Source organism: Pseudomonas sp. SYWMCR5, assembly GCF_057197165.1.
Genome location: NZ_JBXUNH010000002.1, coordinates 919373 through 944101 on the forward strand (window position 1 = coordinate 919373; position 24729 = coordinate 944101).

Consider the following 24729-nt stretch of genomic DNA (forward strand, 5'->3'; position numbering starts at 1 on the left):
TAGTTGGAAGGGACGGCTAACTTATGCATCGATCGTTGTCATTGGGGGCAGTTGTCTGCCTGGGGACCTTGGTACCATCATCACTGCTCTACGCAGCCAGCGATCCCCAGGTAGACGCGCTGAAAGCCGAACTGGCTGCGCTCAAGCAGCGCTACGAAGCGCAGCAGCAGGCGCTGATGGTGCTCGAACAACGCGTTCGCCAGGTCGAGGAACAGCCCGCAGCCCCACCTCCCAAACGCCTGACCCGCTCGCCGGCTTCCGAGCCGCGCAACAATCAGGCCGTGGCCGCCGCCGGCGGCGGCTCATCCTATGGCGAGTCACTCAAGGATGATTCGGAACCGGCGCAGAGCGTGTCCAACCTCTACGATGAGGCCAGCGGCTTCTTCGGTGGCGGCAAGTTCAGTGTCGAGACCGGCATCACCTATGCCCGCTACGACACCCGCCAGCTCATCCTCAACGGTTTCCTGGCACTGGACTCGATCTTCCTGGGCAACATCAACCTGGACCGGATCAAGGCCGACAACTGGACGCTCGACCTTACTGCCCGCTACAACCTCGACAACCGTTGGCAGTTCGACGTCAACGTGCCGATCATCTACCGCGAGTCGACCTACCAGTCCGGGGGGGTCGGCGGCAACGCCCAGGGCATTTCCGAGCGCACCATCACCCGCGACCCGACCCTTGGCGACGTCAACTTCGGCGTGGCCTACAAGTTCCTCGACGAGTCGGAGAACACCCCGGATGCGGTGTTCAGCGTGCGGGTCAAGGCACCGACCGGCAAGGATCCGTTCGGCATCAAGCTGCTGCGCGACACCGAGAACGACAGCCTGAGCTACCCCGAAGACCTGCCTACCGGCAACGGTGTCTGGTCGATCACGCCCGGTATCTCGCTGGTCAAGACCTTCGACCCGGCAGTGCTGTTCGGCAGCCTGTCTTACACCCACACCTTCGAGGATTCGTTCAGCGACGTCAGCTCGACGATCAACCAGAAAGTACCGGGCAAGGTGAAGATCGGCGACAGCTTCCAGATCGGTGCGGGGGTGGCCTTCGCCCTCAACGAGAAGATGTCGATGTCGTTCTCGGTTTCGGACCTGATCGCCCGGCGCTCGCGGATCAAGTCTGCGGAAACCGGCGACAGCTGGGCCGACGTCAAGAGCAGCGATGCCAACGCCGCCTACTTCAACGTCGGCATGACCCTCGCGGCCACCGACAACCTGACCATCGTGCCGAATCTGTCGATCGGCCTGACCGACGATGCACCGGACTTCACCTTCAGCCTGAAATTCCCGTACTACTTCTGATCTGTCCACTCCAGGGGCGCCTTGCGCCCCTGCGCTTCAATTGGTAACCAACCTTGTCGCTTCCGGCCTTCCTGTGAGGGGCCTGTTATGATGCAGCACATTTTTGTGACTGTTTCATGGCAAGGAAGGACGTTTCGTGAAGAACATGCTTGGCCATCCCCGTGCTCGGCTCGCCACCCTGGCAGTGCTGGTCGTGGTGATCCCCCTGGCCGCCCGCGCACTGCTGGGCTGGTCCGATCCACTGGGGTACCTGTCGGACCTGGCGATCGGCATCCTGCTGGTACTGCTGTTGCAGCGCAGCCCCTGGTGGCTGGCACTGCCGGTGCTGCTGGCCTGGGGCGGGCTGCTGGTGGCTTCGGCCGAGCTGGTCAGTGCGGTCGGGCGTCTGCCGAACAGCAGCGACCTGGGCTACCTGTTCGACCCACAGTTCATGGAAAACTCCACCGGCGGCGCCCTAGCCCACCCCTGGCTGCCCTGGACCCTCGGTGCCGGCCTGTCGGCCTGGCTGCTGGCCCGCTGGCTCCAGCGCGGCCAACCCGCCCCGGCGCTGCCACGCTCGGCCTGGGCCGCACCAGCGGTGCTGCTTGCCGCGCACTGGGGCAGCGAGCACCTGATACCCTCCGATGCCGATCAATGGCGCCAGTACAACCTATCCCATCAACTGCTCTCGGCGGGCACCAGCGACCTGCAACTCAAGGCGCAGGCCTGGCTGGGCCATGACCTGACGGTAGCACCGCTGCCCAGCACCGGCCTGACCCAGACCGACCTCGACGGACGCAAGCTGCTCGAAGCCCCGGGCAGTGCACGCAACCTGCTGGTCATCACCCTGGAGGGGATTCCCGGCGCCTATCTGCGCGCCAACCGGCAAGCCCTGCACAGTCGTTTCGATGACGACCTGATGCCCAACCTCAGCCGCTGGGCCGAACGCGGCATGAACACCCCCGATTACGTCCTGCACACCCACCAGACCATTCGCGGCCTGTACGCCATGCTCTGCGGTGACTACGACAAGCTCGCCAACGGCACGCCCAAGGGGGTCGAGCTGCTCACCCAGGACCTGCGCAACCAGGCCTGCCTGCCCGCACAACTGCGCCAGGCCGGCTTCAGCACCCACTACCTGCAAGGCGCCGGCCTGCGCTTCATGGCCAAGGACCGGATCATGCCGCACATCGGTTTCGACTCGGTGCACGGCCTGGAGTGGTTCCGCAACGACAACTACCTCGAGTTCCCCTGGGGCAAGGACGACAAGGCCTTCTTCGAAGGCGCGCTGGGCTATGTCGGTGAGCTGCGCAAACAGCGCCAGCCGTGGATGCTGACCCTGCTCACCGTCGGCACCCACCAGCCCTACTCCGCACCGGACGCTTACCTGCAACGCTACGACAGCGCCAAACAGGCGGCGGTCGCCTACCTGGACGACGCCCTGGGCGAGTTCCTCGATACCCTGGAGCGCCAGGGCGTACTCAAGGACACACTGGTGGTCATCACTTCGGACGAGTCGCACGGCATCGACGGTGTGCGCCTGGCCTCTTCCTGGGGCTTCAACCTCACCCTTGCGCCCGAACAGGCACAGTTGCCGAAGATCAAGCACGGCACCTACGGCCATGTCGACCTGGCCACTTCGCTGCTCGACTATTTCGCCCTGCCGATCCCCGCCGCCCTGGCCGGCCGCTCGCTGTATCGCGACTACGACAGCGGCCGGGAAATGATCTCCTTCACCAACGGCATGCTGCGTTACCACGATGGCCGAGGCACCTTCAGCGAATGCGATTTCCAGCAGCGCTGCCGACGCTATGCCAGCGAGGGATTCATCGCCGACCAGGCGCACTTCCTCGGCCGCGGCGAAGCGCCACTGGGGCGCCAGATCACCGCGCTCGCTGGCGTGCTCGACCAGTCGTTGCTGCAAACCCCGCTGAACCTGCGCTACCAGTTCGGTGGGCCATCGGCCATTCCTCTGCACAAGCGCATTCGTGACGACTGGGCCGACAACCTGATCGGCGCCCAGTACCTGGAGATGCCCGAAGGCTCGCACACCCGGGTGCGGGTCAAGGTACGCTCGCTCGACCCGGCCCACCGGGCGCACATCCAGCTCAAGGCCAAACAGCAGGAGCAGGATGTACCGCTGGGATTGCCCGAGGAGATACTGGTCACGGCCGACCAGCCGATGGAGCTGGAGTTCGGCTTCGACAACCCCATCGAGCGCAAGGCCTTCTCCTTCCACCTGCTCGGTTATGGTGGGGGTGAGGTGGAGGTCAGCGATTTCAGCGTGATCACCGCCCTGCCGGGTGAAGAGGATGTCAACGAGGAAATCCAGGACGACGGCCACATCGCCCAGTCGAGTTGAATCAAAAGCACGCGTGATCCGTGCCAGAGACCGCGGTGTCTTTTTCGCGGGCAAGTCGGAGCGCCGAACCGCCGCTCCTACGGGATTCAGCGGATCTGATGCTTGTGCAGCAAGCGGTAGAAGGTGGGTCGGGAAACCCCCAGCACCTTCGCCGCGATGCTCATGTTGTCACTGTGGCGGTTGAGCACATCGCACAACGCCTGGCGTTCTGCGCGGTGCTTGTAGTCTTCCAGCGTCCCCAGCGGCGCCTCGGCCTCCTCCAGCACCTGTAACCCCAGATCCTGCGTCTCGATCTGTCGCCCCTCGGCCAGCACCAAGCCGCGACGCACGCGGTTGGCCAGTTCACGTACGTTGCCCGGCCAGTCGTGCCGCCCCATGGCCGCCAGGGCATTGTCGCTGAACGAGCGTGGCCGTCGCCCCGTTTCCAGGCTGTAGAAATGCGAGAAATGGTTGGCCAGCATCGACAGGTCACCGTGCCGGTCACGCAGAGGCGCGGTCACCACCTGCAGGACATTGAGCCGGTAGTACAGGTCTTCACGGAACCTGCCACGCTCGATCGCCTGCTCCAGATCCACGTGCGTCGCGGCCAGCACCCGCGCATCCACCGGAATCGGCTGACTGCCGCCAACGCGCTCTATGTGCTTCTCCTGCAGAAAACGCAACAGATTGGCCTGCAACTCCAGAGGCAGGTCGCCAATCTCGTCGAGGAACAGCGTACCGCCGTGCGCCGCCTCGATACGCCCGACCTTGCGTTGATGCGCCCCGGTAAAGGCGCCTTTCTCGTGGCCGAACAGCTCGGACTGGATCAGATGCTCGGGAATAGCCCCGCAATTGATGGCGATGAACGGCTTGTCATGGCGCTGCGACTGACGATGCAGCGTGCGCGCCACCAACTCCTTGCCGGTGCCGCTCTCGCCACGGATCAGCACGGGCGACTCTGTAGGCGCCAGCTTACCGAGCAGCTTGCGCAACTCGCGGATGGGACGGCTCTCGCCCAGCAGTTCGTGCTCGGGCTCATCGACCCGCACCGCCCCCTTGCCACGCAAGCGCGCCATGCCGAACGCACGCCCGAGGGTGACCTGCACCCGGGAAACGTCGAATGGCAGGGTGTGGAAGTCGAAGAACCACTCACAGACGAAATCGCCGACGTTCTGCATGCGCAACTCTTCGGCGCTGAGCACGGCGATCCATTCGGTATTGCTGCGCTTGATCAAGTCCTTGACGGCATCCTGGTGACGCAGGTGCGAGGCCTGCAATCGCAACAGGCCGACGTCACAAGGATGCTCGAGCGCAGCGCCCAGGGTACAACTGCGCACATCCCAACCGGCGCCCCGCAGGCCCGGCAGTAGACGGTGGCAATCATCGCAGGGATCGACAATCAGCAGACGGCGTTGGGATGCAGGTTCAAGCATGACCTATCCTTGGCGCCAATTTTCAGTTTTTTAATTAGAAACAGTAAGTTGCGGCGCCCGAATTAACAGTAGCAACGAACCTGACGGTGCCCACTACCGTTTGTCTGCCAAATGCCGTCACGCAAAGCGACTTCGGAATTTTTACCCATAACCGGCGTCACAGGCGGCACATACAACGGATCACTTTTTCCGTTATAAAAAAATTTTCGACTGCCATGTGACTTCACCCACGACCCGGAGCATCAGTACCAATAACCCCGCGCTGCAATCGTTCATTTCTTTACCCGGCGCGGACACACATTTGCTGTTTGGGACCACAAGAGAGACCGAACCATGAATGCCCCGCTCCGTGTCAACGAAGCACTGCTGATTGCCGACCACGCCTTCGAACCCTTCCAGTGCGTTGCCTGGGATGCACCCAACGGTACTGGTGAGCTGAGCCTGGCAGTGATCGACCGGACCAGCACCCGCATCGGCAGCAAGCAGGTATCCTCGCGCATCTATTCGGACCCAGCACAATGGGCGAGCCTGATCGAGGAAGTCCGCGCCGAGCTCTTCGAAAAAGGCTACGACCTGCAACCCTGGTCCATGCCCAAGGCATAACTTGCCGACGCACAGGTGCGCGTCTTGTCGCGCACTTGTGCAACTTTCCCCCTGCTGCTTCGGCAACTTTCAGTTTGTGCGAGTTATTGTCGCGCGCCCACTTTATCTAACGACGTTCAAGGATTCCCCGATCAAGTCAGTACAGGCCGCCTGACCTGTGCTGACTTGATCGGAGAGTCCTTAACGGCGCAGAACCCCTCCCGGGACTGTGTTGGACTCATGAACGGCCGTTGAACCACGAACAATACGTGCTACTTCAGCAGCCTATCAACGAGCACTCAGAATGTCGCGAGCGTCTGCGCGGAAAAGACCGAAACCAAGCGGCTGCAGAATCGATCGAGCAATGGTGTCCTTCCGGCTCAACTTGCGCTAGGCAAACAGGAGCGGACAAATCGGCCCACCTCCGAGCGCAGTTCCCAGTCCTCTGGTGCGCCCATGAAACCGCCGTGGGGCATGCCTTCAAAGATATGCAACTCGCAGGGAACGCCGACGCGGTGCAGCGCCCGATGCAGGCGTACGGCGTTCGACAGAAACAGATCGCGCGTGCCGCTCTGTATAAAGGTTCGCACGAAACCCCGGGAGAAATCACCGAACAGCGGCGACAACAAAGGATCGGCCAGGTCAGCTCCAGCGGCATACAGTAGGTTGTTGGACATTAGCGAACCGGGCAGTTGCACGTCGATGAGCTGATTCAGCGTGAAGCTGTCGCCCGACTCGGTCAGATCCGCTTGCGGCGATAGCAGTACCAGCGCTGCGGGCAGTGGCAGACCTTCGTCGCGCGCACGCAGCACCATTGCGGCTGCCAGATTGCCTCCTGCCGAACGCCCGCCGATGACGATACTTTGCGCAGGATACTGTTGAAGCAGCCGACGGTACACCGTCAGGCAGTCGTCCAATGCGGCCGGATAGGGGTGCTCCGGTGGCGTGCGGTAGTCGATACCCCAGCAGCGCAGACCTAACTGGTCGGCCTGCATTTGCGCGCCAACGCGGCATGCGGTGCCTCCGCCAAAGACTAGGCCTCCTCCATGCAGATCGACAAAGACCGCGTCGTCGGCAACCAAGTTTGTCGGCGTAGCGATGTGCACCGTGGCTCCGTCAATCTGTTCGGTTTCCACGCTGGCGAGCAACGGACCAGCAAGTAGCGTCATAGCGGAGCCGTACTGCGCATCAACGCTCGCTTTCAGGCGAATCCAGCCGTCGATATCGTCCAGATGTGGGGGGGATTGCAATGCATTCAGCGGTACGCCATCAGCATTAACCATGCGGCGCAGCGTAGCCTGGGCCTCAGTGCTGATGCTTTCAGGAAAGGGAATATCGCGAGCCGGAATCCGGACGCCGTTGGCTGGATTGTTGTTCATGGAAGCGGTTTCTCTAGGGGGACCTCATCGCGGATCGGCAGTGCTGGAATGGAATGCAACGCCTCCAAGCCACGCCGCCACGAACTTCCGGCATCCGGCGTGCTGTGGTCGAAAGTGACCGACAGCTCGACTATAACATAGCCCATTGCCCCCTCCCCCGAGAAAGCAGGTAGCGGGGATTTGCTCAGCATCAGGCAAGAAGTAGCCACGCAGCACAGCGCGACTCAACAGCGCCAGTTTCGGGCCGGACACCGTCAGGGATTCTCCGATCAAGTCAGCACAGGCCGCCTGACCTGTGCTGAAATGGCCCTCCGTCCAACTGCCCTCTACAAGCCCTCCATCCCATGAGTCAGATGAGCTTTTCCGAAACGTTGTCTGTGCCGATGCGGGTTATACCGGCGTAGATAATCGACCTGAGCACGACAGACGGCAAGTGATCTGGCAGATCGCTGCGCGACGCAGCACCTACAAGCACTTGAGCGGACGCAGCCTGCTCTGCAAGGCCGAACGTCAGATCGAGAAAGTCAAAGCGCAGACGCGGGCGAAAGTCGAGCCCCCTTTCGCGTGATCTAGCGCCAGTTCGGTTATGTGAAAACCCGCTTCCGTGGGTTGGCCAAGAACACGGCGCAACTGACCACGCTGTTTGCTCTGTCGAATCGGTGGAGGGTGCGCCGGCAATTATTGTCTGCTGCGGGAGAGGTGCGCCCGTGAGGGCGGATAACCAAGGCTTTGCCTTGGTTATCCATTGATCAGCGGCTGAAAGTCAGGCTTTTCGGTATCCCTAAACCACCCATTTCCGGCTGATGAGCAGCTTGTTCGGAGTTTCCTTGACTGATCGATATGCTGGTAATCCGCCTGCAGTTGCGCAGCGAGTTGCCTTGCCCGCCCCAGGCGCACCGGCGCCGTCTCGATATCGACCAGCACGCAGGCACAGGGCATCGGCTGCACAGGTTTCCAGCGTTGCAGGCGACCGTCGGTCAGCACCAGGCAGCGCTGGACCTCACCGGGGTGCGCTTTGCCACGGCGCAGCAACCACTGGCGCGCCTCTTCCAGGGCCGCGAGCAACGGCGTGCCGCCCCCCGCCCCGAGCGCACGCAGCCAGGGCTGAAGCGCAGCCGAGGCCTTCAGGCCATGACGCTGCCACTGTGGCGTGCTGCCGCTGGCGGTCAGCAACGCCAGGCGCGCACGCTGGCGGTAGGCCTGGTCGAAGAAGGTCTCGAGCAGCCCCTTCGCTTGCGCAAGGGATTGGTGGCGGCGGGTTGACGCCGACGCATCGACGATCACCAACCACAGTTCCGGCGGCTGTCCACGGCGTTGCTGCCAGCACAGGTCCTCGACACGGCGCGGCCGCCCCTTGAGCAGGGTCGGCAGCCAGGCGACCCGACCTCCAGCGGCTGCACGGGGGCGTCCACGGCTGGCACCTGTCAGTTTTCCGGCACGGGGCCTGGCATCCGCCGCTGAACCACTTCGTGCGCGGATGCTCAGGGCTTTTTTGCCCAGTTCGGCACCTCACGCCGGGCACCTGCGCTCACCGGTTGTGCCTCCATTGCCCCCCAGTCACCTTGCCCACTCGGGTCTTGCGACTGCTGGCCGCCCTGAGGTGGCGTGTTCGAGCCAGCGGGCGGCTCTGCGCTACGGCGGCGATGGCGCAAAGCAAATTCGGCCACAGCCTCTACATCCTCCTCGCCGATGGCCGCAGCACCGCGCCACGCGGCATGGGCGCGTGCCGCCCGCAACCAGACCAGGTCGGCACGCAGGCCATCGACACCCGCAGCGAAACAACGCTCAGTGATCCAGGCCAGCGCCTGGTCGTCCAGGGCAATGGCGGGCAGGCGCTCACGCGCTTGCTGGCAGCGTTCGCGCAACTGCGCCTGGGCCACTGCCCATTGCGCGCAGAACGCCTCGGGGTCGCTGTCGAATGCCAGACGGCGACGGATGATCTGCTGACGGTCGTCCGGCTCAGGCGTGCCTTCGAGGGCGATGTTCAAGCCGAAACGGTCGAGCAACTGCGGACGCAGTTCGCCCTCTTCCGGATTCATGGTGCCGATCAGCACGAAACGCGCGGGGTGACGGTGCGAGATGCCGTCGCGCTCGACACGATTGGTGCCACTGGCCGCCACATCCAGCAGCAGATCCACCAGCGGGTCGGGCAGCAGGTTGACCTCATCCACATAGAGCACCCCGCCATCTGCCTGGGCCAGCACGCCCGCCGAGAAGCGTGACTTGCCCTGCCCCAGCGCAGCGTCCAGATCCAGAGTACCGACCAGCCGCTCTTCGGTCGCGCCAAGCGGCAGGGTCACGAAAGGGCCCGCGCCGAGCAGGTCGGCCAGGCCCCGGGCCAAGGTGCTCTTGGCCATGCCACGCGGCCCCTCGATCAGCACACCGCCGATCTTCGGGTCGATGGCGGTCAGGCACAGGGCCAGCTTGAGGTCTTTGGCGCCTACTACGGCGGCCAGGGGGAACTGCAGGGGTTCGGTCATTTCAGGCCTCTTCCTCGCCGTCGAGCAACTGCTGCTCGAGGGCCTCGCGGTAATCGCCCGGCGCCTGCCACAGACCGCGCTGCTGGGCTTCCAGCAACCGTTCGGTCAGATCGTGCAAGGCGTGCGGGTTATGCTCGCGCATGAATGCTCGGGTCGCCGGATCGAGCACGTAGGCATCGGCCAGCGACTGGTAATGGTGATCGTCGATCAGATGAGTAGTGGCATCGAAGGCGAACAGGTTGTCGACCGTCGCCGCCAGCTCGAAGGCACCTTTATAGCCGTGACGCTTGACCCCGTCGATCCATTTCGGGTTCAACGCACGCGCACGGATCACCCGGTTCAGCTCTTCCTTGAGGGTGCGAATACGCGGGCGGTCGACCTGGCTGTGGTCGCCGTGGTAGCTGGCGACCGTGGCGCCTGCCAGGGTTTCGGCAGCCGCGAGCATGCCGCCCTGGAACTGGTAGTAGTCGTTGGAGTCGAGCAGGTCGTGCTCGTGGTTGTCCTGGTTCTGCAACACCGCCTGGACCTGCCCCAGGCGCTGGGCGAACTGGGCCCGTGCCGGCGTGCCTTCATCGGCGGCACCGTAGGCGTAGCCGCCATGGTTGAGGTAGACCTCGGCCAAGTCGGCGCGCCCCTGCCAGAGGCGTCCGTCGATGGCGTTCTGCACACCCGCGCCATAGGCACCCGGCTTGGCGCCGAATACCCGCCAGCCAGCCTGGCGCCCGGCCTGCTCGGCATCGACACCCTGCGCCAGCAGCGCCTGGCGCTCGGCACGCACGCGGGCCGCCAGCGGGTTGAGGTCGTCCGGCTCGTCCAGCGCCGCCACGGCCTGAACCGCCGCATCGAACAGGCGAATCAGGTTGCCGAAGGCATCGCGGAAGAAACCCGACACGCGCAAGGTGACATCTACCCGCGGGCGATCGAGCAGGCTCAGGGGCAGGATTTCGAAGTCATCGACCCGCTGGCTGCCGGTGGCCCATACCGGCCTGACCCCCATCAGCGCCATGGCCTGGGCGATATCGTCACCGCCAGTGCGCATGGTCGCCGTGCCCCAGACCGACAGCCCGAGCTGGCGCAGGTGATCGCCATGCTCCTGCAGGTGACGCTCGAGGATCAGGCTGGCAGAGGCAAAGCCCAGGCGCCAGGCGGTGGTGGTGGGCAGGTTGCGCACATCCACGGTATAGAAGTTGCGCCCGGTGGGCAGTACGTCCAGGCGTCCGCGGCTGGGTGCCCCGCTGGGGCCCGCCGGCACGAAGCGCCCGGCCAGCGCGGCCAGCAGCCCCTCGATCTCGGCGGCCCCGCAGGCATCCAGGTGCGGCGCGACCTCCTCCCTCAACGCCTGCAGCACGGCGTGCACGCCCTGCCACTGCGCGCTGTCCGGTGCCGTTTCACGGCCTTCGATCAAGGCCAGGGCAAGCGCTTCCAGGCGCTCGCGCGTGTCGCCGCAGGTGCGCCACGCCGCCTGGTCGAGTGCCTGCAGCAGCACAGGTCGCGGCCCTTCCCAGGCTTGCCCGAGGTCGCAATCCAGCGGATCGAACCCCAACGCCAGCGCCCGCGCCAGTGCGCGCAGCAGGCTGGCATTGCCGCCACGGCCGTCACCACGATCGACCCGCAGCAGCGCCAGCAGCGTATCGCTGCGCAGGCGCCCTTGCGGCGACTGGCCAAAGACATGCAAGCCATCGCGAATCTGCGACTCTTTCAAGTCGCACAAGTAGGTGTCCAGGCGTGGCAGCCAGACAGCGGCATCGTCCAGTTGCCCTTCGAGCTGCAGGTCACGGTCGATATGGTTGGCCTTGACCAGTTCGAGAATGTCGCGCTGCAGCTCGCGGGCACGGCGCGGGTCGAGCAGTTGCGCCTCGTAGTATTCGTCGGCCAGCTGCTCCAGATGCCGCAGCGGCCCGTAGGTTTCGGCGCGGGTCAGTGGCGGCATCAGGTGGTCGATGATCACCGCCTGGGTGCGGCGCTTGGCCTGGGCGCCCTCACCGGGGTCGTTGACGATGAACGGGTAGATGTTCGGCAGCGGGCCGAGCAGCGCATCCGGCCAGCACTCGGCGGACAGCCCGACGCCCTTGCCGGGCAGCCACTCCAGATTGCCGTGCTTGCCGACATGGATCAGCGCATCGGCGGCAAAGCCGTTGCGCAACCAGAAATGGAACGCCAGGTAGCCATGCGGCGGCACCAGGTCCGGGTCGTGATACACCGCGCTCGGGTCTACCTGGTAGCCCCGGGCCGGCTGGATACCGACAAAGGTCAGGCCGTAGCGCAGACCGGCGATCATCATCCGGCCACTGCGGAACATCGGGTCTTGCTCAGGCGCGCCCCAGCGTTCGCGCACCGCACGCTGGTTGGCCTCGGGCAGGCAGGCGAAGGCCGCGAGGTAGTCGTCCAGAGACAGGCTCTGGGCACAGGGGCGCTGGTCGAGGTGATCCAGGTCGTTGGTCACGCCGCCGAGCAGTTCGTGAATCAGCGCCGTGCCCGTCTGCGGCAAGCCAGCAACCGGATAACCCTCGGCCTGCAGGGCATGCAGGATGTTCAGCGCGGCGCCAGGCGTGTCGAGCCCCACGCCATTGCCGATACGCCCGTCGCGGGTCGGATAGTTGGCCAGCACCAGCGCCACGCGCTTCTGGGCATTGGGCAGTCGCGCCAGCTCGACCCAGCGCCGTGCCAGCTCTGCGACGAAATCCATGCGTTCGGGGTGGGCCTTGTAGCAGACCACATCGGACTGGCTGCGCTCGCTGCGCCAGGCCAGGTCCTTGAAGCTGACCGGTCGGGTGATGATGCGCCCGTCCAGCTCCGGCAAGGCGATGTGCATGGCCAGGTCGCGCGCACCCAAGCCCTGCTCGCTGGCTTCCCAGCCGGGCTGGTTGTCCTGGGCGCAGATCGCCTGCAACACCGGCACGTCGCGGCGCAGCGGACGCAGGTTGGGCCGCTCGGGGCTGGACAAGGCAAAGCCTGTGGTGTTGATGACCACTTCGGCGCCGACCTCGTCGAGCCAGGCCTCTACCTGTTCGAGACAGGCCGCCTCCTTGAGACTGGCGACTGCGATCGGCAACGGGTTCAGCCCGGCGGCCTGCAAGCGCTGGCAAAACACATCGATGAACCCGGTGTTGGCGGCCTGCAGGTGCGAGCGGTAGAACAGGATCGGCGCCACCGGATGCTCCGGGTGCCACTCGGGGAACCAGTCTTCAAGCCCTGCACTGGGCTTGCCGGGGTGGTAGACCGTGGTGCGCGGCAGCGGCTGGGGTTCGTCCCAGGCATAGTCGCGCCCCAGCCACTGGCTGGCCAGGCAATTGAACAGGTTGGCCGCATTGGCCTTGCCGCCCTGGCGCAGGTAGTGCCAGAGCCGCTCGGCCTGTTCGGCCGGCACCGTGCCCAACTGTGTCAGCTCCGGGTCGGGGCGGTCATCGCCGGGCACCAGGATCAACTGCACGCCACGCGCGGCGAGTTCGACCAACTGCTCGACGCCATAGCGCCAGTAGCCGACACCGCCGTGCAGCGATACCAGGATCACCTTGGCATGGCGCAACACCTCATCGATGTACAGGTCGACGGAGGCGTGGTTCTGCACCTGCATGGGGTTGGCCAGGCGCAGGCTGGGGAAATCGTCCGGCAACTGCTCGGCGGTTTCGGCGAGCAGTGCCAGGTGAGAGTCACCGCTGCAGAGAATCACCAGCTCGGCGGGTGTCTGGCCGAGGTCGGCAATGCTGTCGTCCGGCACGAAGCCGCCGGGCTGGGTCCGCAGCAGGTGCATGGATCAGGCGCCCAGGGCCTGGCGCAGGCGCGCTTCCAACTGTGCCGCGTCAAGGTCCTGGCCGATCAGCACCAGGCGGGTGATGCGCGGCTCGTCGCTGCGCCAGGCGCGGTCGAAGTGCTTGTCGAAGCGCGTGCCCACACCTTGGATCAACAGGCGCATCGGCTTGCCGGGGATCGCGGCAAAGCCTTTGGCGCGCAGGATGCCGAACTCGGTGACCAGTTGCGTCAGGGCATCGAGCAGCAGGCTTTCGTCCGCTTCAGGCAGGTCGATGGAGATGGAGTCGAAGGCGTCATGATCGTGATCGTCATGATCGTCGCCGTCGTGGTGCGAATCGTGGTGGGTGCGACGACCATCGATGTGCACTTCGGACTCGGCACCCACGCCCAGCAATACATCCAGCGGCAGGCGACCGCTGCTGGCCTCGATCACCTTGACGGCCGGCGGCAGCTCCTCGGCGACTTCGGCGCGGACCTTGGCCAGGCCCTCGGCGTCGATCAGGTCAGCCTTGTTCAGCACTACCAGGTCGGCACTGGCCAGTTGGTCGGCGAACAGCTCATGCAGCGGGGATTCGTGGTCCAGGTTGGGGTCGAGCTTGCGCTGCGCGTCGACCTGGTCCGGGTAGGCGGCGAAGGTGCCGGCGGCCACGGCTGGGCTGTCGACGACGGTGATTACCGCATCGACGGTGCAGGCATTGCGGATTTCCGGCCACTGGAAGGCTTGCACCAGCGGTTTGGGCAGGGCCAGGCCGCTGGTCTCGATGAGAATGTGGTCCAGGTCGCCACGGCGAGCGACCAGCTCACGCATCACCGGGAAGAACTCTTCCTGCACGGTGCAGCACAGGCAGCCGTTGGCCAGCTCATAGACGCGGCCGTTGGCCTCTTCCTCGGTGCAGCCGATGCTGCACTGCTTGAGGATTTCGCCGTCGATACCCAGCTCGCCAAACTCGTTGACGATGACCGCGATGCGTCGCCCCTGGGCGTTGTCGAGCATGTGGCGCAGCAAGGTGGTCTTGCCCGAGCCGAGGAAGCCGGTGACGATGGTGACGGGAAGTTTGGCCAGTGTTTTCATGTGGCGATGCCCTTGGCAGCAATGGTGCGGGCATGCGGGACGAAAGCCACGACCGACCGGCCGGGCTCGCTCGCCACCGGATCACCCCGCCCGGTTGAAAGTCGAATACGTTGCGAGGCAGGTCTCCTGGCTTGCACTGCACGACCTCCAGCCGTCAGGACGACGCCTTCCCGCGCGCGGGCGCAGTGGCTGTGTCGACCCTGTTCAGTGCTTACAGTTGCGGGGGCAGCCGCGGCTTGTACCGCGTTCCCGTCTTAGCTCCGGCAGCGCCGGAGAACCTCGAAGCGGCAAGGCTACGCAGTGGTGCGCAGGTGGTCAACCGTCTGACGCTGATCGGAGCCTTCAGATGCCACCCCCGGCCAGCAACTCGGTCAGCACCTGCGCCAGGGCCTTGACCATCACATCGGCCGTTGGCCGGTGGACGATGACGATCTCGTAGCTGTCCACCTCCGGCAAACCTTGCGCCGCCCCCAGTACTCGGTGCTCGGCGGTGGCCGCGCGCGGCGGCAGCAAGCTCACGCCCATGCCATCGGCCACCGCGGCCTGGATACCGGAAAGGCTGGAGCTGGTGAAGCTGATGCGCCAGCGCCGGCCCATGCCTTCGATGGCATGGATCATGTCTTCGCGGTACAGCCCGCGCGGTGGAAAGGTGACCAAGGGCACCGGGTCAAGCTCGAAGGCCGGCATGCGCACGCTGTCGATCCATTGCAGGCGCTCGGGCCAGCAGGACACCCCCTCGCGGCTGTTGCGCCGCTGCTTGAGCAGCACCAGATCGAGTTCACCATTGTCGTAGGCCTGGCTCAGGTCGCGGCACAGGCCGCTGGTGACTTCCAGCTTGACCTGCGGGTGCAGGCGGCTGAACGCCGACAACGTATTGGTGGTTCGCCCGCCGACGAAATCTTCGGGCACGCCAAGGCGCACGGTGACGCCAACCATGGCCCCGGCCAGGGCCTCGAGCATCTGGTCGTTCAGCGCCAGCATGTGCCTGGCATAGCCAAGCAGCGTCTGCCCGGCGTCGGTGGGCAGCACGTCGCGGTTGCCACGCACCAGCAGGCGATGGCCGACCATCTCCTCGAGGCGTCGTACCTTCTGGCTGATGGTCGACTGGGTCGAATGCAGACGGGCTGCAGCCGTGGTGAAGCTGCCGCAATCGGCGACCACGACGATGGCGCGCAACAGGTCGAGATCGAACAGAGCCCTATTCGGTTTTACGCTGATGGACATGAGGGTATTCGGTTTTCAAATGATGACGCTGACTTCTAGCATGGCCCTTCGAGGCGGGCAACGTTGATGTATTCGGAAATCCACTACAGCTCATCCAGATAATTCGTTTCAGTTGCCTGCAACTTTTTCCCTAGGATGAGGCTTTGCCTCAGGAGCCCTACGCATGCGCCACACCCTCGCCGCCTGCCTGCTGGCCTTCACCTGCCTTGCCGCCCACGCCGAGACCACGTCCATGGATACCCGCCTGCTTTATGCCGCCCAGCGCGGCGATGCACCTGCCATCCGTCGCCTGCTCAAGGAACCGGTGGCGCTCGACAGCCGCGATGGCCAAGGGCGCACACCTCTGCTGGCCGCGACCCACGGCAACCACATCGACGCGGCCAAGGTGCTGATCGAGGCCGGCGCCGATGTGAACGCCAAGGACAACATCCACGACAGCCCCTACCTGTATGCCGGCGCTCGCGGCCTGAACGAGATCCTGCGCCTGACCCTGGCGCACGGCGCCGACCTCGCCAGCACCAACCGCTACGGCGGCACGGCGCTGATTCCGGCGGCGGAGCGTGGCCATGTGGAAACAGTGCAGATGCTGATCGATGCTGGCGTGGACGTGAACCACCTCAACCGGCTGCACTGGACCGCCTTGCTCGAGGCGGTGATCCTTGGCGACGGCGGTCCGCGCCATGTGGACATTGTGCGACGGCTGCTGGCGGCCGGCGCGGACCCGGCGATTGCCGACAAGGATGGCGTGACGGCGCTGGAGCATGCGCGCACGCGCGGGTATGCAGAGATGGTGGCGTTGCTGGAGCGGTGATGAACCGCTGGCCCGTGCCAAGTACGCTGCGGTGGATGGCACGGGCTACGCCCGTGTTCGCGGGACAAGTCGGGGCGCCGAACCGCCGCCCCCACAAGGGGATTGGGCGGGCCTTTAGATTTTGAGCGAGATAGTTGTTCCTACACTTCCTCGTACGGCAAACCCACATAATTCTCGGCAATGTTCACCAGGCCGGCATCGGACGACAGGAAGTACTCCCGGTCCGCCTCCTGCATCTTCTGGTCCCAGGCATCCTTGTGTTCGCCAAAATCATGCAGCAGTTGGGTCATGAACCAACTGAAACGCTCACCCTTCCACACCCGCCGCAGCGCCAGCGGTGAGTAGCGCTCCAGCAGGTCGCTGCGACCTTCGCGGTAGACCTTGACCAGGATGCGATACAGATAGTTGACGTCCGAGGCTGCCAGGTTCAGGCCCTTGGCCCCGGTCGGTGGCACGATATGCGCCGCATCCCCCACCAGGAACAGGTGCCCGTACTGCATCGGCTCGACCACCAGGCTGCGCAACGGCGCGATGCTCTTTTCCAGCGCAGGGCCTGTGACCAGGCGCGCCGCGACGTCCTCGGGCAGACGAGCCTTGAGTTCGTCCCAGAAACGCGCATCGGGCCAGTTCTCCACCCGCTCGTCCAGCGGCACCTGCAGGTAGTACCGGCTGCGGGTGGTGGAGCGCTGGCTGCACAACACGAAACCACGGTCATGATGCGCATAGATCAGCTCGTGGTTGACCGGCGGGGTATCGGCCAGCAAGCCCAGCCAACCAAACGGATAGACCCGCTCGTACTGCTTGAGCACACCCTGCGGAATGCTCTGGCGCGAAACGCCATGAAAACCGTCGCAGCCAGCGATGTAATCGCACTCGACGCGGTGCAACTGGCCGTCCTTCTCGTAGGTCACGTAGGGCCGTTCATCCTTGAGCCCGTGCGGCTGCACGTTGCTCGCGCCATACACGATCGGCGCCCCGCTCTGCTCGCGGGCCTGCATGAGGTCGCGGGTGACTTCGGTCTGGCCGTACACCATCACCGTCTTGCCACCGGTCAGAGCCTTGAGGTCCAGGCGCTGGCGACGCCCTGCCACCAGCAGTTCGACGCCTTCGTGCACCAGCCCTTCACGGTCCATGCGCGCCGATACCCCGGCCTCGCGCAGCAGGTCGACGGTGCCCTGCTCCAGCACGCCGGCGCGGATCCGGCCAAGCACGTACTCAGGGGTCTGGCGTTCGAGAATGAGCGTGTCGATGCCCGCCTTGTGCAGCAGTTGACCAAGCAGCAGGCCAGAAGGGCCGGCGCCAATGATCGCAACCTGGGTTTTCATTGTTGTTGTCTCGCCTTGTCGATGCCGTACTGGCGGCAGCCGGCATACGTTATTCGGGTTAGCCCCTGCATTTTTACTGGCGCAAAAAGCTGAAAAGGTGTCATATCCGATGAAAAATCTGCACTTTTCAAAATTCCGTGCGATCAGCGCACAGGTGTCCCGACCATGAAATCCTCCCTTCCCGGCGTACCGCTGTTCCAGCTCTATGGCGAGAACCACGCCTGGCCCGGCAGCGATCTGCTGCACTGCGAATCGATCCCGGCACGCAGCCGCCTGCACCACTGGGAGATCAAGCCGCACCAGCACGCCGAACTGTTCCAGTTGCTCTACGTGCAGCGCGGGCACGCGCTGGTGGAAATCGAAGGCCGACATAGCGAGATCCACGAGGCAGCGATCCAGGTGGTGCCACCGCTGACGGTGCATGGCTTTCGCTTCAGCGCCGACATCCAGGGCCATGTACTGACCTTCGGTACGGCGCTGGTGACCGACCTCGAGCAGCGCCTGGGTGCACCCCTGGCGGTGCTGGCATCGGCGGCATGCTACCCGCTGGGCCGCGACCGCACGCGCCTGCGCGGGCTGATCGACACCTTGCAGCAGGAGTACCAGGGCAGCGCACCCGCTCGCGCCGCCATGCTGCAGGCGCTGGTGACCGCCCTGATGGTGTGGATCAGCCGCCGCCAACAACTGGGCCAGGCACCGCGCAACCGCGACGAGCGCGACCGCCACTTGCTCGGGCACTACCTGCGCCTGGTCGAAGCGCATTACCGCCAGCACCTGTCGGTCGATGAGTTTGCTGCTCGCCTGGGCATCACCAGCCTGCAGCTCAACCAGCTGTGCCGCGCGCTGAGCGGGCAGACCGCGCTGCAGGTGATCCACCAGCGCCTGCTGCTCGAAGCGCGGCGCAACCTGACCTACACGCGCATGAGCATCGGCCAGTTGTCCGACAGCCTGGGTTTCAGCGATCCCACCTACTTCGCACGCTTCTTCAAACGCCTCAGCGGCCAAACGCCCAATGCCTATCGACGCAGCGGTACTGCGCAATCACCTTGACGTATACGTCAACCTGCCTTTAGCTTACTCACATTCCACCCCCGAGCCCGAGCATGAGCAGCCAGACCTACAGCATCTCCGACCTGTCCCGCGAGCTGGACATCACCACCCGCGCCATCCGCTTCTACGAGGAGCAGGGTCTGCTGAGCCCCGAGCGTCGCGGCCTGGAGCGCATCTATTCGGCGCGTGACAAGGTGACCCTCAAGCTGATCCTGCGCGGCAAGCGCATCGGCTTCTCGCTGGCCGAATGCCGCGAGCTGATCGAGCTGTACGACCCTAGCGGCGGCAACCTCAAGCAGCTCACCAGCATGCTGGCCAAGATCGCCGAACGCCGCGCGCAACTGGAGCAGCAGATGCTCGATATCCAGCAGATGCACCTGGAGCTGGACACCGCCCAGGAGCGCTGCGAGCAGGCCCTGGCCGCCACCCTGAACAATAACCGTTGATTCGCCACAGGAACCCCGCCATGTCATTGCCCGCACACGTGCGCCTGGTCGAAGTCGGCCCGCGCGACGGCCTGCAGAACGAAGCCCAACCCATCAGCGTCGCCGACAAGGTGCGGCTGGTGGACGACCTCACCGACGCCGGGCTCTCCTATATCGAGGTGGGCAGTTTCGTCTCCCCCAAGTGGGTGCCGCAAATGGCTGGATCGGCCGAGGTGTTCGCCGGTATCCGTCAGCGTGCCGGGGTGACCTACGCGGCCCTGGCGCCGAACCTGCGCGGTTTCGAGGATGCACTGGCAGCCGGGGTCAAGGAGGTGGCGGTGTTCGCCGCAGCGTCCGAGGCGTTCTCCCAGCGCAACATCAACTGCTCGATCAGCGAGAGCCTGCAGCGCTTCGAACCGATCATGGACGCCGCCCGCGAGCACGGTATCCAGGTGCGCGGCTATGTATCCTGCGTGCTCGGCTGCCCCTATGAAGGCAAGGTCAGCGCCGAACAGGTCGCCCCGGTCGCCCGCGCCCTGCACGACATGGGCTGCTACGAAGTGTCGCTGGGCGACACCATCGGCACCGGCACCGCCGGCGATACCCGACGCCTGTTCGAGGTGGTCTCGGCGCAGGTGCCGCGCGAGCAGCTTGCCGGCCACTTCCACGACACCTACGGCCAGGCCCTGGCCAATGTCTATGCCAGCCTGCTCGAAGGCATCAGCGTGTTCGACAGCTCGGTGGCCGGGCTCGGCGGCTGCCCCTACGCCAAGGGCGCCACCGGCAACATCGCCACCGAAGATGTGCTGTACCTGCTGCAGGGGCTGGGCATCGAGACCGGTATCGACCTGGACAAGCTGGTCGCCGCCGGCCAACGCATCAGCGACGTGCTGGGGCGTGCCAACGGCTCGCGGGTAGCACGGGCACGCAGCGCCCGCTGACGCACGCCCAGGGGCGGCGAGCGCCGCCCTGTTTCCCTCGCTCATCGAACTGTGACATTCCCGGCCAGCGGGATTATGCTCTGCGGGTATGTCCTCCAGTCGCAATATGTGAGCGCCGAATATGAAAATCGATGACATGGACGCCTTCGTGGCCGTCATCCGTTGCCAGTCGACCAACCTTGCCGCCGAAGCGCTGCAACTGACCCAGCCGGCAATCACCCGGCGCGTGCAGAACTTCGAGGAAGACCTCGGCGCCACCTTGCTCGACCGCAACACCAAGCCACTCAAGCCCACACCCATGGGCCTGCGCGTGTACGAGCAGTGCAAGGCCATCCTGCGTGAAATCGACGCCCTGCGCGAACTGGTGGCCAACGATGGCGCACCGTCCGGCACCCTGCGCCTGGGCGTGCCGCAGACACTGGGCGATGTCGTGCTGCTCGAGGCCCTGGCGCAGATCCGCCAGGCCTACCCCGAGCTGCGCACCCAGGTCACCAGCGGCTGGGGCAGCAGCCTGATCGCGCGCATGGAAAACGGCGAGCTGGATGCCGCTGCGGCGCTGTTCCCACCGGGCAAGATCTTCCCCGAAGGCATCGCCAGCCATTCCATCACGCGCATGCCGTTGCGCGTGGTCGCGGCCAAGGGCAGCGCCGGCAAGCGCAGCTACAAGTTGCGCGACTGCTATACCCGCGGCTGGGTGCTCAACCCCGATGGTTGCGGCTTTCGCGCCGGGCTGCAGCGCGCATTGAGCGAACAGGGGTTGTCACTGTCGATCAACCTCGAAACCTTCGGCACCGAGTTGCAACTGGGGCTGGTCGCCAACGGCCAGGGCCTGGGCCTGGTGCCCGAACCGCTGTTGCTTGCCAGTCGCCATCGAGACCTGCTGGATATCGTCAACGTCAGCGATTTCAAGCCGCAGGTCGACCTGTGGCTGTTCCACCCACGCTACCTGGGCAACCTGCAGGAGCCGGTGGAGCTGTTCGGCGCCGTGGCGGGCACCCGGCTGAACAACGCAGCGAGTTGACCTGGTTAAATGATCGCCTTGCATAAAAACAAAAAAGATAATTCTTAAAACGAATAATTAGCATAGAACCAAAAAGACTTTTACAGCGTTGCGCCAGACGCCTACGGTCCTGTTCACACCGTACTGCCTTGCACTGGAGCACCGCATGAGTTCACTGTCCGTCGTACCTCCCAGCCAGGAGGCCGTGCGCCTACGAGTCAGCGCCGAGGAATGGGAGGTGCGGGTCAAGCTCGCCGCCGCCTATCGCCTGGCAGCCCTGTTCCGCTGGACCGACCACATCTACACGCACTTCTCGGCACGGGTTCCCGGCCCGGACGAGCACTTCCTGATCAACGCCTTCGGCCTGCTGTTCGACGAAATCACCGCGTCCAACCTGGTCAAGGTGGATGTCGACGGCACGATCATCGACGACCCGCTGGGCCTGGGCATCAACCAGGCCGGCTACGTCATCCACAGCGCCATCCACCGCGCCCGCCCCGACCTCAAGGCCGTACTGCACACCCACACCCGCGATGGTGCGGCGGTGTCTGCCCAGCGTGACGGCCTGCTGCCGATCTCCCAGCATGCGTTGGCCTATTACAGCCGCGTGGTGTATCACGACTACGAGGGCGTCGCGCTGGACCTGGATGAACAGCAGCGTCTGGTGGCCAACCTGGGGCAAAGCAATATCCTGATCCTGCGCAATCATGGCCTGCTCACCGGCGGTATCAGCGTCGAGCATGCCTTCCGTGAGCTGCACGGCCTGGAGCGCGCCTGCAACATCCAGATCGCCGCCCAGGCCGGTGGCAACGACCAACTGCAGTACGCCTCCCCGGCAGCGATTGCCAAGGTGCATGAGCAGTCGAAGCGCTTTTCCGACGGGCTTGGCGAGGGAATCCAGCGGCATTGGGATGCGTTGATCCGGCAACTGGATCGCGAGGGGCGCGATTACCAAAGCTGACCACAGCCCCTCCTGCGGCAGCGGGCATGCCCGCTGCGCTTACCTCCGCGCCCCTGCACCAATGCCACCCAGCGACGCGATCTTGCAGCCTTCGACCTAACGCGCCTGAGCCCTCCGCCGCGTTGTTCGTGCCAAACGTAAAAAACTTTCCGGTTTTCCAGCGATGACGCGTCCTATTGAATACGAACAAATCTCATTCACCAAGAACAAGTTCACTCAAAGGAAGCGCAATGTCTGTCAACCACACCTTGTCACCGCTGGCCCTTGCTCTGATGCTACCTTGCGCTGCCGTCGTCCAGGCTCATGAAATCAATCTGAGCATTCCTGCGCAGCCACTGGACTCGGCACTGCGGGCGCTCGGTCAGCAGACTGACCTGCAGATCCTGTTCAGCCCGGACACCTTGGGCGGCAAGCGCTCCACTGCGGTCAATGGCCGTTACGAGCCGCGTGAGGCCCTGCGCGTGATGCTGCAAGGCACCAATATTCGCTACAACATCGACGGCACCCAGGTCATCCTGCTGGCTCCGGCCAGTGGCGACGCTCTGGAGCTGGGGAGCGTCCAGATCGATGGCAAGGCGTACAGTGCAGCTTCGGAAGGCACGCAATCCTATGTGGCCCAGGCCGTGACAATCGGCAAGGGCACCGAGCGCCTGAAGGACATCCCGCAGTCGGTGACCGTGGTCACCCGCCAGCGCATGAATGACCAGAACATGAACAACCTGCAGGACGCGATGCGCCAGGTGACCGGTGCGACCATCAAGACCTACAACACTGGCTCGAGCCTGAACGATGTGTACATACGTGGGTTTCTCGTAGACCAGGTGCAGGTCGACGGGGTTTCGCAAGTTACCGGCCAAGGCGACATGGCTACCAGTTTCGACCTGGCCATGTACGACCGCGTTGAAGTGCTGCGTGGCCCAGGCGGCCTGTACTCAGGCGCCGGTGAGCCTTCCGGCACCATCAACGTGGTGCGCAAGCGTGCACTGGGCAAGTTCCAGCTCAGCGGCGAACTGGGCGTAGGTTCCTATGACCACTACCGCACCATGGTCGATGTGACCGGCCCGCTGAACAATTCCGGGACCATCCGTGGCCGCGCCGTGACGGCCTACGAAGACAACAAGTCATTCGTCGACTACGTGCAGAACCAGCGGCCGATGTTCTACGGACGCCTGGAGTTCGACCTGGACCCTGCCACCACCCTGGCGTTCGGTGGTGCGTACCAGAAGAACAACTCCACCCCTGCGTTCGGCTTGCCAGCGTACGCGGATGGCACCTTGCTGGATGTCAGCCGTCACACCTACGTCGACGCCAAATGGAACCGGATGAAGGAGGAGACCTGGGAAGCCTTCTCCGAACTGGATCATCAGTTCGATGACGGCGGCCAGTGGAAAACCTCGCTGACGTACCGTGATGCGCGTACACCGCAGCGCGAATTCAGCTGGACGACCTGGGGTGTAGACCCGGCGACCCAACAGGCCGAATCATCGATGTACTCCTACTACACCCGCATCAAGACCCTGGGTCTGGACAGCTTCGTCACCAAGCCGTTCGAATTCGCTGGCCGTACCCATGAGTTCACCCTGGGAGGCGAATACCAGCATCTGGACAAGGCCTTTACCTACGGCACCGTCGACCTCGACGGTGACGGCTACGCCGACAGCTTTCGAACCGGTATCGGCGGCGCCAACGACCTGCCGCGCCGGGACATGCCGCACACCAACTTCAACTATTCCAAGAGCAACCAGTACGGCGTCTATGGCCGTACCAAACTCAACATCACCGACGAACTGGACGTGATGCTTGGCGCCCGCACCATCTGGTACGACGCCGACGCGAAGAACGCCAATACCTTCTTCAACAACTTCGGCAACCCGTCCACCCAGATCAATGCCAAAGTCGTTCCCTACGGCGCGATCACCTACAAGCTGACGCCGGATCTGTCGGCTTATGTCAGCTATACCACGGTGTTCAAGCCGCAAACGGAAGTCGATGTCACGGGCACAAGCATGATCGGCCCGCACAAGGGCAAGCAATATGAAATCGGCCTCAAGCAAGAGTTGCTCGATGGTCGCCTGAATGCATCGATCGCCATGTTCCGCATCTACGACGAAAACCGTGCGCAATGGAACAGCACCCTGAATGCCAGCGAGGCTCAGGGCAAGGTGCGTAGCCAGGGCTGGGAAGCCGAACTGACCGGAAACCTGACAGATAACTGGAGTATCGTCACGGGTTATGCGTTCACCATGACCAAGTTGCTGGAAGACGACCCGAACAAAGGCCTGCTGTCGGGCGACACCTTCAGCACCATTACCCCGAAACACAACTTCAACCTGTGGACCAAGTATGAGTTCCTCGACGGCGCACTGAAGGGCTTCCATGTGGCCGGTGGTACGCGGGTAGTCAGCGAAACCCTGTACACCCGCAACAACGTTGACTTCGTCCAAGGTGGCTATGCCGTCTCCACCGCCCAGGTCGGCTACAAGTTCAACGAGCACCTGAGCTCCACGCTGACTGCCAACAACCTCTTCGACCGCAAGTACTATGATCGTGTCGACAGTGCCTGGGGTTCGAACTTCTACGGCGATCCGCGTAACCTGACCCTGACCTTGCGCGCAACCTATTGAGTGCAGACGGGGAAAAAGAAAGCCGGAGCGGGTATCCCCTGCTCCGGCTGT

18 protein-coding genes, 1 pseudogene and 1 riboswitch are annotated in these 24729 nt (G+C 64.2%); of the genes and pseudogenes, 11 read left to right on the top strand and 8 right to left on the bottom strand.

Going from position 1 to position 24729, the window contains the following annotated elements; translation table 11 throughout:
• Window positions 1–23 precede the first annotated feature (23 nt).
• Both AC2CGW_RS10015 and AC2CGW_RS10020 read left to right on the top strand, forming a co-directional pair.
• The gene (locus AC2CGW_RS10015; protein WP_186665368.1) at window positions 24–1301 is read left to right on the top strand and encodes an autotransporter domain-containing protein; all 1278 of its coding nucleotides are present in this window, start codon (window positions 24–26) and stop codon (window positions 1299–1301) included.
• Window positions 1302–1446: 145 nt separating this feature from the next.
• Window positions 1447–3642: an LTA synthase family protein gene (locus tag AC2CGW_RS10020; protein ID WP_484574021.1), complete on the top strand. Its 2196-nt coding sequence runs from the start codon at window positions 1447–1449 to the stop codon at window positions 3640–3642.
• An 86-nt stretch (window positions 3643–3728) separates the two neighbouring features.
• Here AC2CGW_RS10020 and AC2CGW_RS10025 read toward each other — a convergent pair whose 3' ends face one another.
• Complete coding sequence (locus tag AC2CGW_RS10025; RefSeq protein WP_186665370.1) at window positions 3729–5054, bottom strand: sigma-54 dependent transcriptional regulator; 1326 nt, start codon at window positions 5052–5054, stop codon at window positions 3729–3731.
• A 333-nt stretch (window positions 5055–5387) separates the two neighbouring features.
• Between AC2CGW_RS10025 and AC2CGW_RS10030 the strand changes: the two genes are divergently transcribed.
• Window positions 5388–5657 carry a hypothetical protein gene (locus AC2CGW_RS10030; protein WP_054893924.1) on the top strand — a complete coding sequence of 90 codons (270 nt, stop codon included), beginning with the start codon at window positions 5388–5390 and terminating at the stop codon, window positions 5655–5657.
• A 359-nt stretch (window positions 5658–6016) separates the two neighbouring features.
• Here the strand turns inward: AC2CGW_RS10030 and AC2CGW_RS10035 are convergent, their stop codons facing one another.
• Entirely contained in the window at window positions 6017–7015 is a 999-nt protein-coding gene (locus AC2CGW_RS10035; protein ID WP_186665372.1) for an alpha/beta hydrolase, read from the bottom strand.
• 367 nt (window positions 7016–7382) lie between these two features.
• Here AC2CGW_RS10035 and AC2CGW_RS10040 point away from each other — a divergent pair.
• Window positions 7383–7726, top strand: a pseudogene (locus AC2CGW_RS10040) (transposase); the annotation flags it as partial.
• A 27-nt stretch (window positions 7727–7753) separates the two neighbouring features.
• Here AC2CGW_RS10040 and AC2CGW_RS10045 read toward each other — a convergent pair.
• From AC2CGW_RS10045 to AC2CGW_RS10065, 5 genes are all read right to left on the bottom strand, one after another.
• The gene (locus tag AC2CGW_RS10045) at window positions 7754–8443 is read right to left on the bottom strand and encodes a vWA domain-containing protein (protein ID WP_238348371.1); all 690 of its coding nucleotides are present in this window, start codon (window positions 8441–8443) and stop codon (window positions 7754–7756) included.
• A 53-nt stretch (window positions 8444–8496) separates the two neighbouring features.
• Window positions 8497–9495, bottom strand: a complete 999-nt coding sequence (locus AC2CGW_RS10050; RefSeq protein WP_484573974.1) for a magnesium chelatase ATPase subunit I — start codon at window positions 9493–9495, stop codon at window positions 8497–8499.
• A gap of 1 nt (window position 9496) precedes the next feature.
• Window positions 9497–13246 carry a cobaltochelatase subunit CobN gene (cobN, locus tag AC2CGW_RS10055; protein ID WP_484573975.1) on the bottom strand — a complete coding sequence of 1250 codons (3750 nt, stop codon included), beginning with the start codon at window positions 13244–13246 and terminating at the stop codon, window positions 9497–9499.
• A 3-nt stretch (window positions 13247–13249) separates the two neighbouring features.
• The gene (gene cobW, locus AC2CGW_RS10060; RefSeq protein WP_054893920.1) at window positions 13250–14317 is read right to left on the bottom strand and encodes a cobalamin biosynthesis protein CobW; all 1068 of its coding nucleotides are present in this window, start codon (window positions 14315–14317) and stop codon (window positions 13250–13252) included.
• A gap of 99 nt (window positions 14318–14416) precedes the next feature.
• Window positions 14417–14614: riboswitch (cobalamin riboswitch) on the bottom strand.
• 45 nt (window positions 14615–14659) lie between these two features.
• On the bottom strand, window positions 14660–15541 hold the full coding sequence (locus AC2CGW_RS10065) for a LysR substrate-binding domain-containing protein (RefSeq protein WP_484573976.1): 882 nt from the start codon (window positions 15539–15541) through the stop codon (window positions 14660–14662).
• Between the two features lie 163 nt (window positions 15542–15704).
• Here AC2CGW_RS10065 and AC2CGW_RS10070 point away from each other — a divergent pair, with 163 nt between their 5' ends.
• Window positions 15705–16352, top strand: coding sequence for an ankyrin repeat domain-containing protein (locus tag AC2CGW_RS10070; protein WP_186665380.1), 648 nt, complete (start codon window positions 15705–15707; stop codon window positions 16350–16352).
• A 140-nt stretch (window positions 16353–16492) separates the two neighbouring features.
• Here the strand turns inward: AC2CGW_RS10070 and pobA are convergent, their stop codons facing one another.
• Window positions 16493–17677 carry a 4-hydroxybenzoate 3-monooxygenase gene (pobA, locus tag AC2CGW_RS10075; RefSeq protein WP_186710417.1) on the bottom strand — a complete coding sequence of 395 codons (1185 nt, stop codon included), beginning with the start codon at window positions 17675–17677 and terminating at the stop codon, window positions 16493–16495.
• Between the two features lie 165 nt (window positions 17678–17842).
• Between pobA and AC2CGW_RS10080 the strand changes: the two genes are divergently transcribed.
• The 6 genes from AC2CGW_RS10080 (at window position 17843) to AC2CGW_RS10105 (ending at window position 24678) form a co-directional block, all read left to right on the top strand.
• Window positions 17843–18727, top strand: coding sequence for a helix-turn-helix domain-containing protein (locus tag AC2CGW_RS10080; RefSeq protein ID WP_484573977.1), 885 nt, complete (start codon window positions 17843–17845; stop codon window positions 18725–18727).
• A 53-nt stretch (window positions 18728–18780) separates the two neighbouring features.
• Complete coding sequence (locus AC2CGW_RS10085) at window positions 18781–19173, top strand: MerR family transcriptional regulator (RefSeq protein ID WP_054893249.1); 393 nt, start codon at window positions 18781–18783, stop codon at window positions 19171–19173.
• Between the two features lie 20 nt (window positions 19174–19193).
• On the top strand, window positions 19194–20093 hold the full coding sequence (locus tag AC2CGW_RS10090) for a hydroxymethylglutaryl-CoA lyase (protein WP_186665386.1): 900 nt from the start codon (window positions 19194–19196) through the stop codon (window positions 20091–20093).
• 121 nt (window positions 20094–20214) lie between these two features.
• The gene (locus AC2CGW_RS10095; protein WP_186665387.1) at window positions 20215–21114 is read left to right on the top strand and encodes a LysR family transcriptional regulator; all 900 of its coding nucleotides are present in this window, start codon (window positions 20215–20217) and stop codon (window positions 21112–21114) included.
• Between the two features lie 145 nt (window positions 21115–21259).
• Entirely contained in the window at window positions 21260–22054 is a 795-nt protein-coding gene (locus AC2CGW_RS10100) for a class II aldolase/adducin family protein (protein WP_484573978.1), read from the top strand.
• Window positions 22055–22284: 230 nt separating this feature from the next.
• The gene (locus tag AC2CGW_RS10105) at window positions 22285–24678 is read left to right on the top strand and encodes a TonB-dependent siderophore receptor (protein ID WP_484573979.1); all 2394 of its coding nucleotides are present in this window, start codon (window positions 22285–22287) and stop codon (window positions 24676–24678) included.
• Window positions 24679–24729: the final 51 nt, after the last annotated feature.

What these genes read in the sequence shown, in the direction of transcription:
- AC2CGW_RS10065 (WP_484573976.1), bottom strand. Translation starts at nt 15,541, where the DNA reads ATGTCCATCAGCGTAAAACCGAATAGGGCTCTGTTCGATCTCGACCTG.
- pobA (WP_186710417.1), bottom strand. Translation starts at nt 17,677, where the DNA reads ATGAAAACCCAGGTTGCGATCATTGGCGCCGGCCCTTCTGGCCTGCTG.
- AC2CGW_RS10030 (WP_054893924.1), top strand. Translation starts at nt 5,388, where the DNA reads ATGAATGCCCCGCTCCGTGTCAACGAAGCACTGCTGATTGCCGACCAC.
- AC2CGW_RS10050 (WP_484573974.1), bottom strand. Translation starts at nt 9,495, where the DNA reads ATGACCGAACCCCTGCAGTTCCCCCTGGCCGCCGTAGTAGGCGCCAAA.
- AC2CGW_RS10105 (WP_484573979.1), top strand. Translation starts at nt 22,285, where the DNA reads ATGTCTGTCAACCACACCTTGTCACCGCTGGCCCTTGCTCTGATGCTA.
- AC2CGW_RS10095 (WP_186665387.1), top strand. Translation starts at nt 20,215, where the DNA reads ATGAAAATCGATGACATGGACGCCTTCGTGGCCGTCATCCGTTGCCAG.
- AC2CGW_RS10015 (WP_186665368.1), top strand. Translation starts at nt 24, where the DNA reads ATGCATCGATCGTTGTCATTGGGGGCAGTTGTCTGCCTGGGGACCTTG.
- AC2CGW_RS10025 (WP_186665370.1), bottom strand. Translation starts at nt 5,054, where the DNA reads ATGCTTGAACCTGCATCCCAACGCCGTCTGCTGATTGTCGATCCCTGC.
- AC2CGW_RS10085 (WP_054893249.1), top strand. Translation starts at nt 18,781, where the DNA reads ATGAGCAGCCAGACCTACAGCATCTCCGACCTGTCCCGCGAGCTGGAC.
- cobN (WP_484573975.1), bottom strand. Translation starts at nt 13,246, where the DNA reads ATGCACCTGCTGCGGACCCAGCCCGGCGGCTTCGTGCCGGACGACAGC.
- AC2CGW_RS10100 (WP_484573978.1), top strand. Translation starts at nt 21,260, where the DNA reads ATGAGTTCACTGTCCGTCGTACCTCCCAGCCAGGAGGCCGTGCGCCTA.
- AC2CGW_RS10080 (WP_484573977.1), top strand. Translation starts at nt 17,843, where the DNA reads ATGAAATCCTCCCTTCCCGGCGTACCGCTGTTCCAGCTCTATGGCGAG.
- AC2CGW_RS10035 (WP_186665372.1), bottom strand. Translation starts at nt 7,015, where the DNA reads ATGAACAACAATCCAGCCAACGGCGTCCGGATTCCGGCTCGCGATATT.
- cobW (WP_054893920.1), bottom strand. Translation starts at nt 14,317, where the DNA reads ATGAAAACACTGGCCAAACTTCCCGTCACCATCGTCACCGGCTTCCTC.
- AC2CGW_RS10070 (WP_186665380.1), top strand. Translation starts at nt 15,705, where the DNA reads ATGCGCCACACCCTCGCCGCCTGCCTGCTGGCCTTCACCTGCCTTGCC.
- AC2CGW_RS10020 (WP_484574021.1), top strand. Translation starts at nt 1,447, where the DNA reads ATGCTTGGCCATCCCCGTGCTCGGCTCGCCACCCTGGCAGTGCTGGTC.
- AC2CGW_RS10090 (WP_186665386.1), top strand. Translation starts at nt 19,194, where the DNA reads ATGTCATTGCCCGCACACGTGCGCCTGGTCGAAGTCGGCCCGCGCGAC.